Here is a 12,727-nt window from a genome sequence, read left to right as displayed (position 1 = left end):
GATACCTCAATTCAGGGCCGAGCGGCCGATCATTTCGAAGGTCAGGTTGATCAGCTGGATCAACTCAACGCCGATCCAGCGCCCGGTCATGATCAGCGTGACACCCACCGCCACCAACTTGATACCAAAGGGCAGAGTCTGGTCCTGTATCTGCATCAGCGCCTGCACCAACGACGTCAGCACCCCCACCACCACCGCCACCATCAGCGGCGGCGCCGTCAGCACCACCACCAGCAACATGCCCTGTTTGAACAGCACGATCGGTTCCATAGGCCACTCAGAGATAGGAGAGGAACAAGCTGTCGAGCAGGCGCGACCAACCGGACACCATCACGAACAACAGCAGTTTGAGCGGCAGGGAAATGGTCATTGGCGAGACCATTTGCATGCCCAGTGCCAGCAGCAGGTTGGAGACAATCAGGTCAATGACAATGAAGGGGATGTAGATCAGAAAGCCGATCTCGAACCCCGCCTGCAGTTGCGACAGAACAAAGGCCGGGACCAGCAGGATCAAGTCTTCGCGCTGGACCTCCTGTGCCATTTTCGCCGGCCACAGGCGCGCGGTATTTTCCAGCAGATGGGTCAGTACATCCGGGTCCACGTTGCGCAGCATGAATGCACGCAACGGTTGGATAGCCTCACGTCCCGTCTGCAAAAAATTGATCACGCTGCTTGTGTCCACGGGCGAGGCCTTGATGCCCTCGGCGATCTCGTAACCGACCGGTGCCATGATAAACAGCGTGGCGGCCAACGCGATGCCATTGACGGCCATGCTCGGCGGCACCTGCTGCACACCGATAGCGTTGCGGGTGATCATCAGCACGATGACAATCTTCAAGAACGATGTGCAAATGATCAGCAGCATTGGCATCAACGCCAACGCTCCCACAAACAGCGCCAGGATGAGGGGATCGATCCCCTGGAATGTCATCGACCGAACATCACGCGGGACAACTGTAACCCCAGGCGCCCGTCTATTTCGACCAATTGACCCTGGCCAATCGGCCGGTCGCCGTAATACAAGCCAGCCATGCCCGGCGCATAACCGCCGATGCCGAGCACCGCGCCAGGCGCAAGGTTACGCAATTCGCCCAGGGTAAGGTTCAACGTGCCACAACGTACGTTCAGCGCCATGCTCAGCTCATCGAACGGTTCGTGGCCGAATACGTCCATCACGGGTTCATCCTCTTCATGCCCGGCGTAATGGGGGGCGATGAAATCTTCGTCCATAGACGTGTCCTCGATTGAAGTAAGGGTCAGGCACAACGGCCCGCTGTCATCGTCAATGCGCCCATGCAATCGCCGTGTACCCGCCTGCACGTAGCCGCTGCCCTGGACTAGAAAACAGGCCTGTTCAAAGACCAGCACATCGCCTACACGCAGGTTGCGTGCTTGCGCGATCGGTAACTGCAGACGCCCAAGGACCACCGCAATCGCTAACCGAAACGACGCTGGCATCGGCCTGGCGATGGCGCGCCAAGGCCCGGCATCGCATAGCGCTAGAAAGCTCTCCGGGGCCAGCCACAAATACCCCTCGACCCGGGTTGTCCCCAGGATCACGCTGATTCGACAGCCGAACGCCTTGGGTCGAGCACTCTCCAGCAATCGCACATAGCCCAGCAGGGCCTTCACCTGCGGACTCAAGTGGAGCTGGAACAGCGGCCAGAACCAGGATTCCGGGTCGTTGCCGGACGGCGCCAAGACCACCGGACATTCCCCCAGCAGGCTGAGCAACGGCCCGGCTTCGGCGAGCGCCAACACGCCGCACACCGTTTCGAAGCAAAGAGCTTCGCCACCCGCGGGCGCGCGGCCAGGTTCGAGCAGCAACTGACCGTTGCGCCCTGCCACTTGGAACGGCAGGCACAAGCCACGCCCCAGTCGACGCCGAGCGGCGACCGAGTCGCCCTTGATCAACGGCAATGCGAGCAGTGGCACGATCATGCGCAACTGACATTGGGCAGAAACAGGCTGACCGGCTGTCCCAGCGTCGCCGCGAACCGGTCCTCACACTGTTGCCGCACACCGCTGAGCCAGCGCACCGTCGCCTTCTCTTCCGCATCCAGCTCGACATTCCAGGCGCCCTGTTCTCGGCGCACACTGGCGTTGATCCGCCCCAGGCGGGGCAAGTACAGGACTGCCTGAAGCGGCCACTGCGAGGCAGCCTGCATGCGCGGCGCCAGTTGCTCGGCCAGCGCCTCGATCATCGCCGGGCCACCCGACGTCCTGGTTCGTGCTAGCGGGGTACCCGCCCCAGAGCCCTCACCGTCATCAGCCCACAATTGGGAAAACAATCGCGTTAGCTCCGCAGGAACGACACCCGCCATTCCCGGCTCTCGCTCTTCTCGCGCGTCACGCGGACGGGGCCGCTCGGCGGGCTTATCTGAAACCTGGGTCATGTCGGCTCCTGCGCCAGTAAAAGAGATAACTCCTGAAGTTTTTCCACCTGCCGCAGGCAGGCGGTGACCTGCTTCTGGGCTCGGCCGACGCAGGTCTGCTTTTCTTCCTGCTGGCCCTGCAAGGCTTCCAACTGCCCCATGCCTCGCCGCGTAACGGCAGACAAGGAACGCTCCTGCGCCCCCCAGGACTTCAGCGCCTGCAGGTTCAATACCTGGCCCTGGTGCTGGCTGAGCAGTTGGGCACTGCGCTCGGCTTCATCGCGCCGAGTCTGTTCAAGTGCCTCCTCGGCCTGCCGGATAGTGGCAAGCAGAGCCTGCTGGGCGCGCTTCGCCTCACGCAAGGCTCGCTCGGCCCGATCTGCCCGGTGCCGACGCAGGCGCCGCAGCGTCTCGACTTCGCCAAGCAGACCATCAGAATGGGACATAGGCGGTCAGCTCCTTGAGTTGCTCCAGCGTCGCAGCCATCGGCGCAGGCTCACGCAAGTCCTGGCGCAAGAAATTATCCACAGCCTGGCGACTGTCCACCGCCAGGTCGGTCAAGGCATCGCTGCCGGGCTGGTATTCCCCCAGCTTGAGCATCAGTTCGATCTGTTGATAGGCCGACAACAAGCGTCGCAACGCCGTACCCGCCTGAATATCCGCAGGCTCGGCCACGTTGCTCAGGATCCGCGACAGACTCGCCAGCACATCCACTGCGGGATAGTGCCCGCGCTCGGCCAACTTGCGAGACAGCACGATATGACCGTCGAGCAGCGAGCGGACCTCATCGGCCACCGGATCGTTCATGGAGTCCTGCTCGATCAGCACCGTATAGATCGCCGTGATTACCCCCGCACGGGTCAACCCGGCGCGCTCCACAAGACGCGGCAGCAGGCTGTATACCGATGGCGGCAGACCGCCGCGACCGAGAGGTTCGCCGGCGGCCAGACCGATTTCGCGCTGGGCCCTGGCAAACCGGGTCAGGGAGTCGATCAGCAACAACACACGCAGCCCCTTGCGCCGATAACCTTCAGCCAGTGCCGTCGCGGTGAAGGCCGCGCGGGCTCGCTCCATACTGGATCGGTCGGACGTAGCGCACACCAATACGGCTTTGGAGCGCAGCTGTTCATCGAGTTCATGATCGAGAAACTCACGCAGCTCGCGGCCCCGTTCGCCGATCAGGCCGAACACGATGACATCGCAGTCCACGTTACGGGCGATCTCCGCCAGCAGGGTGGTCTTGCCGCACCCGGCACCGGCGAACAGGCCCACGCGCTGGCCTTCGCCCAACGTCAGCAGGCCATCGATCGACCGCACGCCGGTGGCCAGCGCGCGGTTGATGCGCGGGCGCTCAGTGGGCAGCGGCGCCTCACACAACACCGCACTGGTGTCCGGCAAATCGGCCTCGACAAACGCACCGGGGCCTTCTCCCGTAATCGGTCGCCCGAAACCATCCAGCACTTGCCCCAGCAATGCCTCGCTGACCTGAACCCGATGCGCGACGCCAAGACGCTCCACGCCAGCGCCCACCTGCACCCCCTCCAGATTGCCCAGGGCGCTGAGTACCGCATCCTGCTGATCAAAACCGATGATCTCGGCCAGCATGTAGTCGCCCGGCTTTTTCTCGACCCTGCACAAGTCACCGATACGCGCCTGGGGCAGCCGACACTGGAGCAACATGCCATTGACGCGCTGGATGCGCCCTCGCATCGTCACCGGCGCGAAGGTGGCCAGCGACTGGACTTGACGCTGTTGCCAGGCCTCCAGGCGTGCTTGCATTTCCGCACTCACCAGCGCACCTCATAGCGCTGTTCGCCATCGAACACCACCTTGCTGTTGTCGATCAGCACCAGGCGCAGGCCGTCGACTTCATCCCCGACAAACAGTCGGCTGCCCTCCTCCAGGACCACGTGTCCATTCGGCCCGCCCACGATCTGCACAATCTTGAACGGCAACGTCCCATCGCGTACGCGCACACGGCTGATCACCGGGACCGCGCTGTCGAACTGCTCGCCAAAACGGCTGAGCATGCGCGCGACCAGTTCCACATCATCCTGTGAGACATCCCCATTGAGCGCGACCTGGCCATTGACCACTTGCAAGCTGACACGCTGGCTCAATTCACGTTCGCCGAGCATCTTCAACAGTTGCTGGCGGACCTCAAACGGCGAGGCCAATTCGTGCTTCTGCACCACAGGCGGCATCAGGGATGCCTGAGCCTCAGGCTTCCCGGTGGACGCCATGCCCACCACGATGAAGATCACCGTCACCACCAGCACCAGCGTGATCAGGCGCTTCTGCTGCGCCTGGGAGATGGCCGACAACTTAAGCACCGGCACCGGTTCACTGACCCGTGGCGACACAGCCGGTGCGGGGGCTGGTGCCTGGGGCCAGGGCTCATCGGCCAAGGTGACGCACAACCGCACGTTCCCCACCGAAAACGTTACGTTCAGCCCCAGGTGCGCAATTTGCGCCAGCACCTGACCATCGGCATCCTGCAACAACCCGGCCTCAGCCTGCACCGACCAGTTCGAGTCGACAAGCCGCAACCGGGCATGCTGCTCGGCGATGCCAGGGTCATTCAGCACCAGGTCAGCATCGGCGTGGGCACCGATGCTCCACTGCTCCCCGAACAAGGGCAGCGCCGCTCCCTGATGCCGCCCATCAAGCACGCGCAACTCGAACATCATCGAGCCCTCCGTGCTGAACAAAACCGAACCGTCATGCCACCGCACCGCGCATCAATTCGTCCTGGCCCAAGTCAAAGCGCCCCAGCACCTTGACCTTGGAGGCGCTGCCCAACTCGGCGAAAGACAGCACCGGCACGTGGTTGAACTCCTCCAGCAGCAGCGTGCGCAGCGGGCTGCGCAAATCCTGTGCGACCAGCATCACGCTCTTGAGTTTTGGCCGTACGGGAAAAGCTTGATTGAGCAGGCTGACCAACACCGCACTGTGTTCGTCATCAAGGGCGAAGAACACCCCCGTCTGAGTCTGGCGCAGCGCCTCACGCAGGATGTTTTCAGTCTGCGGCGACAACAGCCAGGCATGCAGGCCGTCGGCTTCGCTGTACTGGTGGTAGATCTGTGCCTTGAGCGCGATGCGCGCGTAGTCGGCCAGCGCGTCCGGCTCACGTTCATGCTGGCCGTACTCGATCAGCGACTCGACGATCAGCCGAACGGCGCGCAACGGCACACCCTCGCTGGCCAGGCGTTGCAGGACCGCCGAAAACCGCGACAGCGGCATAATCCGCTGCAGCTCCTGGACCAGTTCCGGTTGGTTGTGTTCCAGCCAACTGAGGATCGACTTGCTTTCCTGGATCCCCAGGAACTGCGGCCCGCTGAGCATCATCGCCTGCTTCATGCGCTCGACGATGAGGCTCGCCGCGGTGAAGCGCTCCAACTGCGGATCATCCAGCAGCGGATCATCCGGTGCCAACCAGAGCCAATCCTGTTCATCGCGCTCTACCAGCCCCGCAATGGCGTGCGCCGGCTCAACCGACAACGCCTTACGCTCAACCGCCACATGGCTGACAACCGATGCCTTGACCATCGGTACTTCGTGGACACAGAAACGCATTTCATCGTCGGCCAGTGAGTCGTCGAGTTCCACCTCAAACGGTGGCAGCGTCAGGCCGATATTGGCGACCAGTGCATTTCGGGCCTGGCGAATCGAGTGAACAAGATCAGCCACCTCAGGCGTCCCTCGTATCACCGGGGAGAATTGCAACAGATAGGGTCTCGACGGATCAAACCCACGCAAATCCTCACTGCCGTTCTCTTCGGGACGCACCGCTTCGGCGGTTTCAGCAGCGGGCTGTTCCTGCCGTTGACGCTGGCGCATCAGGTAGTACCCCAGGCTGCCGGTAACCAGCGCAATCAGAATGAACACGCCCGTCGGCATGCCGGGTACCACGGCAAAGGCGAGCATGCCCACCGAGGCGATCATCCAGCTCTTGGGTTCGCTGGTCATTTGCCGGGCGATTTCGGCGCCCATGTTGCTGGCGCCCCTGCGTCCGTCCGGCGCCACACGGGTGATGATCATGCCGGCGGTGAGGGAGATCAGCAGCGCCGGGATCTGTGCGATCAGGCCGTCGCCGATGGTCAATACCGAGTACAGCGATATTGACTCGGAAGCGCTCAGGCCATGCTGGAACATGCCCGTGGAGAAGCCGCCCAACAGGTTGACCACAACGATGATCAACCCCGCGATGGCATCCCCTTTGACGAACTTCATCGCGCCGTCCATGGCCCCAAACAGTTGGCTCTCACGGGACAATTGTTCCCGTTTGTCCCGCGCTTGCATGCCGTCAATCAAGCCGGCACGCAAGTCGCTGTCGATGGACATCTGCTTGCCGGGCATCGCGTCCAGGCTGAAACGCGCGGCCACTTCGGCCACCCGCTCCGAGCCTTTGGTGATCACCAGGAAGTTGACCAGGGTCAGGATCAGGAAGATCACCATCCCCACGGCGAGGTTGCCGCCAACCACGAAATTACCAAAGGCCTCGACGATATGACCGGCGTCCTGCTCCAGCAGGATCAGGCGCGTCGTGGCAATCGACAGCGCCAGGCGAAACATGGTGGTCAGCAGCAGTATTGACGGAAACGATGAGAACGCCAGGGGGCCTGGCAGGTACAACGCCAACACGATCAACAGGCATGAGATGCAGATATTGAGCGCGATCAGGATGTCCACCAGCCAGGTGGGCAGCGGCACGATAAAGATGAAGACGATGGCCATCACCACCACGGCGCCCAGCACTTCTGCGCGTTGCGCGACCTTGAGCAGAAAGCTGTTGATGGCCGAAAGCGCAGTCACGCCATGCCCCCCAGCTCAGCAGGAAGACGCGCAGGGCCACGTGTCACCCGATCCAGTTCGCCGATCACGGCCAGGAAACCACGCAGGGTTTCTTCGCGTACTCGACTGTCGAGCCATATCGCCAATGGCAGTTGCTGGACCAGCGGATACAGTGCATTGAGGGCCAACAATTGCTGGGGGCTCGAACTGCCCAACAGGTCGCTCCCGAGTCGCAGTATTTCAGCAGCAGCGATACCTGCACCGGCGTAACCCAGCAGGCGTTGCAGCAGGGCCACGGCATCATGATCGATACCCAGGCGTTGGAGCAGGGCGTTGCAACCGGTCAACACGCCGCTCAACTGTCCACAGCTTTGCAGCCCCAGTAACAGGGTACGCAGCATCGGCGTAGGCAGTGATGACACCTTGGCCGCGATGTCGTCCGCCAAAGCCTTGCGCATCATCTTGAGCCCTTCGGCAAGCCGTTCCTCGCCATACACCCCCAGCAGCGCCTGCATCATCGTCGACAACGATTGGCGTGTGACCACACTGGCGTAGTAGAGCGCACGCAGCGCCTGGCGCTCCTGTGGATCGGCACTGCCCGCCTGCAGCGCCAAAGCAATGTTCAGGCCTGCCTGGATCTGCCCTTTGAAGCGGACCTCCAGCTTGGCGATGGCATCTCGGGCCAACGCCGCTTCCGATGGGCGCACTTCAGCGTCTGCCTGGGTTGCCACATATTTGAGTACCACGAATGCACGCGCGGGGTCCCCGCCAGCCAGCGACAGCAATTTGTCGACACTGGGATGCTGCAGCAATTGCCAGCGGATGCGGCGCGAAAGGCTCGCAAGGGTCGCCTGGGCAGGGTGCCCCAACTGATCATAAATTTGCGCAAGCTGTTCGGCCGGAGGCACGCGCACGCTCATCTTCCGCTGACTCAAGGGCTGGCTGTTGTTTTGCACTTCCAGGCTGAACAGGTGAGCGAGCTCATCCAAGCCCGGAACTGGCACCGGCGTGGAGGTCTGGCTGACAGCAGGTTGATCCAACTGCTGGACGGCTGGCACATCCGGGGAAGATTCGACTTTCATGGACAGACCTGAACAGGAAGAGTGTTTCCCTGTGTGGCAAGGCCAGCTCAAACGGTTCCATCAAGTCGAATGCCACGAAAAATTTGAAAAGACTTGCACAGACCTCCGTGGCATCTATGCAAGGTCCTGCGCAAAATCACTCCACTACAAAATATTTATTCATAAAAATCAGTCAGTTATATAAAAAACAGTCTTGGCATAGCCAGTGCTAAAGGGGTTCCCGTCGACACCTTTTCGACTGCGTCTACACCAAGGAAACAATCATGAATATCCCTATTGAAGCTTTAGCGCACCTCGTTGGCAGCTCGCCTCAATTCATGCTTCACCTGACAGACGAACAGCAAAAAAAACTTCGGCGCTTCATTCACAAGCGCGTACTCAACCCGGAAGATGCAGATGATCTTCTGCAATTGACGTACCTGGAAGCCTGGCGCAACCGAGAGCGTTTCAGCGGCAATGCGACGCTCAGCACGTGGATGTGTGGTATCGCGCAAAACCTTATCCGTAACCACTTCAGGCGCATGTACGCCAAGCCGGTGCATTGCGAGTTTGACGAGTCGCTCTGGCATGGTCAGGAGGACAATCGCAACCTGGATTGGGAATTTGAGGTCAACCGTCGCCTGGAAAAAACCCTGAGCGCTATCGACCATCTGCCGGTGGAAATGCGCAAGACCCTGTACGCCTCACTGGAAACCGACGGCAGCTATCAGGACACAGCCGACGCGTTGGACATTCCTATCGGCACCGTGCGTTCGCGCCTGTCACGGGCCCGCGAACAGCTCAAACGCGCCACGCACAACCCGAAACACCCGTAGCGTCAGTGCACGCGTTGAGCGGCAGGGATATCTGCTCAACGCGATCGAGTTTCGCGGGTACTCGGCAGGGCGAAGAGTGATCCACTCGTCGCCAGATTCGCTGATTTCGCTTAAACAGTTGAAAGCGTAGATAAAAATTCAAAATAAATGCTTGACGCATTGCCGTTCTACGCGAATAATGCGCGCCACTTGGCTACATAGCTCAGTTGGTTAGAGCATAGCATTCATAATGCTGGGGTCCGGGGTTCAAGTCCCTGTGTAGCCACCAAGTACCGATACATAGACGTCTACAGCAGTCTATGAATCACCTCAAGAAGCCCGCCTCGTGCGGGCTTTCTTGTTTCTGGCGTTTCACAAGGCAACAGCCTGACAGCGCCATGTCCTGAACGTCCCTCCCCTGCGCGACACGCTCATCGGCCCGGAAATGCTCACCACAGGGCGACAGTTGGGTTAACCACGAGCACTGAAACTCCATTTCTGTATCCGTTCTGTGTGATTTCCGGTATCGACATCAGATAACGACTACATCCGAAGACATTCGCTTCCAAGCATGATCCCCATGGCTGAAATACAGCCACATTGCCCTGAACTGCCCTCAAGCGGAGGCTGCTTGGATATGAAACAAGGATGTCTTGTGACAAACAATTCAGAGGTGAATGTCGCACCGCCAACACCGCTGATCATTCCCGACATACAACTGCCATTCTCCAACCCGACACCGCGCTCTGATCACGATGTGTTGAGGGAGCGTGTGCTCGCCTGGGCGCAAAGATACGGCCTGATCGGTCGCCGAGGGGCACACCGGCTAAGTACCACTGCGCTGCTCGACCTGGGGATGGCGCTGTGCGGGCAGGCGCCCACGCAGCAAGCCGAAACCCTGGTGTGCTGGTATCTGTGGGCACTCATACTCGATGACCGAATCGATGATGGGCCCTGGGCAGAAAATGGCGTACTGGAGCGTTTCGTCACAGCGGTGCAGGCAATAACCGAGAACGACGGTGCCGATCCGCTGGATGAAATCGGCCGATTTGATGACCCAATGCTCGGTGTCCTGATTGATGATCTGTGGCCACGGACACGGAACTGGGGTAACGAGCGTTGGCGGCATAGACTTGTACAGAATTTGCTCAGACACCTGCGTGCGCAGGCGACACTGGTAAACATGCGCGAAACAGGAGCGGCACTCACACTGTCCGAATATCTGCCGTTGCGACGGGACTCGTTCGGTGCACTGTTCTTCTTTGATCTCATCGATGCGGCCGAAACGCTCGACCCCTACCAGCACTCAGCCGATATCGAATGGTGGAGCAGGCTGCGGGAGCACGCTGCCGATATCATCACCTGGACAAACGATATCCACTCGATTGCCAAAGATGTGGTGTGTGGCGAGCGCTTCAACCTGGTGTCGATTCTCGCGGACAGCGCCGGCACCGACTGGCCTGCATCGATCGAAGCGGCCCATCAGATGGTGAACGCGGCTGTCTCGGCATTCACCGAGCTCGCCGCCAAGCACACCCGCCAACGACCATCCGCCGCCACCGACCCGGACCGACTGCGTCAGGTTGCCCGTGCGGCGGGCGACTGGCACAGGAGCGTGTCCCGGTATCACCTGCAGGCCAACGACCCGACGGGTCGGATCAACCAGCAGGTGGACCTGAACCTCACCCCGCCTACCCTGAAATCCCGGCAATTCGAAATCGACCCCTACCCCCTTTATGAGCGTTTGCGTACCACGCTGCCGATCGTCTACGACGAGCCCACGGATGTGTGGCTGGTCAGCCGGTATGCGGATGTCAAAGCAGCGCTGACCCATCCCGGAGCGAGCAGCAACAACTACAGCTGGCAGATCGGACCGTTGCTGGGGCACACCCTTGTCGCCATGGACGGCTGTGAGCATGCCCAGCATCGAGCGTTACTGAGCCCGTCGTTCCGCAGCAAGGCCCTCGAAGTACTCGAAGCATCGATCACTTCGGCGAGCATGGACCTGCTGGCGCAGATGCAGGGCCGTCACCGGGTGGACCTCATTGCCGACTTCACCTGCGCGTTGCCCGTGCGGGTGATGGCCCGTGCACTGGGTCTTCCGGCGCAGACCACTGAAGAGGTAGAGCAGCTGAAAAAGTGGTGTGCCATTGGCTTCGCCTACATGGGCAACTATCGACAGGATCCGACCCTGTTGACCGGTGGATTGTCCAACCGCGACCGTTTCTACGATTTCATTCAGCCACATATCGACGCCCGCCGCACGGTACCCACCGACGATTTGATCTCTCATCTTCTGGCGGCACGGATTGACGGTCAGCCATTGCCCGAGGCGTTCGTCAGGGCCTACTGCGCGATCCTGATGACGGCCGGCAGCGAGACCAGCCACGGTGCCTTGGCAAATCTCATTGTGAACCTGCTGGACGAGCCCGGCGTCAAGGAGGCGGTGATGGCCAATCCAGACTTGATGGACAATGCGCTCGCAGAAACCTTGCGACGCAATCCTCCCTTGCAGCTCGTTCTCAGGGAGGCCCGTGAATCGTTGGAGCTGCCGTCTGGAACCATTCCTTGCGGCGCGACCTTCGCCTGCCTGATCGGCTCGGCCAACCGTGATCCAGACCACTTCACCGATCCGGACACCTTCAATATGTCGCGCCCTCACCAGGAGACAAATCATTTTGCCTTCGGAGCGGGTCGGCATTTCTGCCTGGGATCGATACTGGCACGGATGGAGATCACGATCGGCGCCCGCCTGCTGCTACAGACCTTTCCAGGCGTCCGCTGGGCTCCAGGGTTCCAGCCCGCCGAACACGGCTTCCTCAACCGCTGCCCCGACCGGCTGGAGGTCGCACTGTGAACACCACTGGCCCAGCCGAGGAACCCGGCTACACCAACAGCTATCTCGGTGATCAGCAGGCCGGCCAACTAATGCGGCTGCGCACCCTGGAGCGTGCCTTTGACCCGTTGAGTCGAACAGTCTTTGGCCTGCTGCCTCTCCCGGAAAGGCCGACCATTCTTGACCTCGGCGCAGGCGCTGGATCATTCGCAAGCTGGCTGAGCACGCGATACTCCGACGCGACTGTCATCGCCACCGACATTGACCCCCGATTTCTCACCGACATACCCGGCATTCGGGTGATCACTCACAATGCCGCGACCGATGATTTTCCTGCGGCGTCTTTGGACGTGGTGCACGTTCGGGCCTTGTTGTGCCACCTTCCCGAACGCGAAGACATTCTGACCCGATTGGCCACCTGGGTCCGTCCAGGCGGCTGGCTGGTAATCGAAGATGTGAGTCTGCAACCCAGCCTTGGAACAGCCAACCCGTTGTTCCGCAAAGTCGCCCAGGCCGGCGTCACGCTCCTGGAGCAGTCCATTGGATCCGACATGCTCTGGGCCGATACCCTTCCAGGCCGGCTACGTGAACGGGGGCTTTCCAACATCGGCTATCGCACCCTGGAAGGCCGAATCGGCGACGACAGCCCGGCTGATGCCTTCTGGGCGACAACTACAGCACACGCCGGGCCGGCACTGCTCAAGCGCGGCCTACTCTCTCAGAACGACCTTGATGCCATGGTCAAACTGCGCGCCTCCCCGACGTTCACCGAGGCCGCTTTGACGTTTATCAGCGCCTGGGGACAAGTGCCCGAACGTGGGTAAGCGACCGCATCTGCACGAAAGA

12 protein-coding genes and 1 tRNA gene are annotated in these 12,727 nt (G+C 60.9%); 4 read left to right on the top strand and 9 right to left on the bottom strand.

Annotation, left to right across the window (positions count from 1 at the left end; all coding sequences use genetic code 11):
• Positions 1 to 6 precede the first annotated feature (6 nt).
• From sctS to sctW, 9 genes are all read right to left on the bottom strand, one after another.
• Positions 7 to 270: a type III secretion system export apparatus subunit SctS gene (gene sctS / locus PF1751_RS03490; RefSeq protein ID WP_010213339.1), complete on the bottom strand. Its 264-nt coding sequence runs from the start codon at positions 268 to 270 to the stop codon at positions 7 to 9.
• Between the two features lie 7 nt (positions 271 to 277).
• Entirely contained in the window at positions 278 to 931 is a 654-nt protein-coding gene (gene sctR / locus PF1751_RS03485) for a type III secretion system export apparatus subunit SctR (protein WP_010213341.1), read from the bottom strand.
• Positions 928 to 1,941 carry a FliM/FliN family flagellar motor switch protein gene (locus PF1751_RS03480; protein WP_044286608.1) on the bottom strand — a complete coding sequence of 338 codons (1,014 nt, stop codon included), beginning with the start codon at positions 1,939 to 1,941 and terminating at the stop codon, positions 928 to 930. The genes sctR and PF1751_RS03480 overlap by 4 nt, the downstream gene beginning before the upstream one ends.
• Positions 1,938 to 2,204 carry a type III secretion system HrpP C-terminal domain-containing protein gene (locus tag PF1751_RS29715; RefSeq protein WP_010213343.1) on the bottom strand — a complete coding sequence of 89 codons (267 nt, stop codon included), beginning with the start codon at positions 2,202 to 2,204 and terminating at the stop codon, positions 1,938 to 1,940. Before PF1751_RS29715 ends, PF1751_RS03480 begins: the two co-directional genes overlap by 4 nt.
• A 188-nt stretch (positions 2,205 to 2,392) precedes the next feature.
• Entirely contained in the window at positions 2,393 to 2,821 is a 429-nt protein-coding gene (gene sctO / locus PF1751_RS03470) for a type III secretion system stalk subunit SctO (RefSeq protein WP_010213344.1), read from the bottom strand.
• Positions 2,808 to 4,154 carry a FliI/YscN family ATPase gene (locus PF1751_RS03465; protein ID WP_198729527.1) on the bottom strand — a complete coding sequence of 449 codons (1,347 nt, stop codon included), beginning with the start codon at positions 4,152 to 4,154 and terminating at the stop codon, positions 2,808 to 2,810. The genes sctO and PF1751_RS03465 overlap by 14 nt, the downstream gene beginning before the upstream one ends.
• Positions 4,155 to 4,162: 8 nt before the next feature.
• Positions 4,163 to 5,062 carry an FHA domain-containing protein gene (locus PF1751_RS03460; protein WP_031290790.1) on the bottom strand — a complete coding sequence of 300 codons (900 nt, stop codon included), beginning with the start codon at positions 5,060 to 5,062 and terminating at the stop codon, positions 4,163 to 4,165.
• Positions 5,063 to 5,096: 34 nt separating this feature from the next.
• A complete protein-coding gene (gene sctV, locus PF1751_RS03455; RefSeq protein WP_021491945.1) occupies positions 5,097 to 7,190 on the bottom strand; it encodes a type III secretion system export apparatus subunit SctV in 2,094 nt (697 codons plus the stop codon).
• Positions 7,187 to 8,251: a type III secretion system gatekeeper subunit SctW gene (gene sctW, locus PF1751_RS03450; protein WP_044286607.1), complete on the bottom strand. Its 1,065-nt coding sequence runs from the start codon at positions 8,249 to 8,251 to the stop codon at positions 7,187 to 7,189. The genes sctV and sctW overlap by 4 nt, the downstream gene beginning before the upstream one ends.
• A 263-nt stretch (positions 8,252 to 8,514) precedes the next feature.
• Here sctW and PF1751_RS03445 point away from each other — a divergent pair, with 263 nt between their 5' ends.
• The 4 genes from PF1751_RS03445 to PF1751_RS03430 all read left to right on the top strand — a co-directional run bounded on the left by PF1751_RS03445 (position 8,515) and on the right by PF1751_RS03430 (position 12,705).
• Complete coding sequence (locus PF1751_RS03445; protein ID WP_010213349.1) at positions 8,515 to 9,066, top strand: RNA polymerase sigma factor; 552 nt, start codon at positions 8,515 to 8,517, stop codon at positions 9,064 to 9,066.
• 191 nt (positions 9,067 to 9,257) lie between these two features.
• Positions 9,258 to 9,334, top strand: a tRNA-Met gene (locus PF1751_RS03440).
• A gap of 348 nt (positions 9,335 to 9,682) precedes the next feature.
• A complete protein-coding gene (locus PF1751_RS03435) occupies positions 9,683 to 11,902 on the top strand; it encodes a cytochrome P450 (protein ID WP_226994551.1) in 2,220 nt (739 codons plus the stop codon).
• On the top strand, positions 11,899 to 12,705 hold the full coding sequence (locus PF1751_RS03430; RefSeq protein ID WP_044286604.1) for a class I SAM-dependent methyltransferase: 807 nt from the start codon (positions 11,899 to 11,901) through the stop codon (positions 12,703 to 12,705). The genes PF1751_RS03435 and PF1751_RS03430 overlap by 4 nt, the downstream gene beginning before the upstream one ends.
• The last annotated feature ends 22 nt before the right edge of the window (positions 12,706 to 12,727 follow it).

This window comes from Pseudomonas simiae, from assembly GCF_000934565.1.
Lineage (GTDB): Bacteria > Pseudomonadota > Gammaproteobacteria > Pseudomonadales > Pseudomonadaceae > Aquipseudomonas > Aquipseudomonas simiae.
This window is presented reverse-complemented; position numbering and strand designations above follow the sequence as displayed.

Excerpts from the sequence above, each read along its gene's own strand:
- sctS (WP_010213339.1), bottom strand. The coding sequence starts at position 270 with ATGGAACCGATCGTGCTGTTCAAACAGGGCATGTTGCTGGTGGTGGTG.
- sctR (WP_010213341.1), bottom strand. The coding sequence starts at position 931 with ATGACATTCCAGGGGATCGATCCCCTCATCCTGGCGCTGTTTGTGGGA.
- PF1751_RS03480 (WP_044286608.1), bottom strand. The coding sequence starts at position 1,941 with ATGATCGTGCCACTGCTCGCATTGCCGTTGATCAAGGGCGACTCGGTC.
- PF1751_RS29715 (WP_010213343.1), bottom strand. The coding sequence starts at position 2,204 with ATGATCGAGGCGCTGGCCGAGCAACTGGCGCCGCGCATGCAGGCTGCC.
- sctO (WP_010213344.1), bottom strand. The coding sequence starts at position 2,821 with ATGTCCCATTCTGATGGTCTGCTTGGCGAAGTCGAGACGCTGCGGCGC.
- PF1751_RS03465 (WP_198729527.1), bottom strand. The coding sequence starts at position 4,154 with ATGCAAGCACGCCTGGAGGCCTGGCAACAGCGTCAAGTCCAGTCGCTG.
- PF1751_RS03460 (WP_031290790.1), bottom strand. The coding sequence starts at position 5,062 with ATGTTCGAGTTGCGCGTGCTTGATGGGCGGCATCAGGGAGCGGCGCTG.
- sctW (WP_044286607.1), bottom strand. The coding sequence starts at position 8,251 with ATGAAAGTCGAATCTTCCCCGGATGTGCCAGCCGTCCAGCAGTTGGAT.
- PF1751_RS03445 (WP_010213349.1), top strand. The coding sequence starts at position 8,515 with ATGAATATCCCTATTGAAGCTTTAGCGCACCTCGTTGGCAGCTCGCCT.
- PF1751_RS03435 (WP_226994551.1), top strand. The coding sequence starts at position 9,683 with ATGAAACAAGGATGTCTTGTGACAAACAATTCAGAGGTGAATGTCGCA.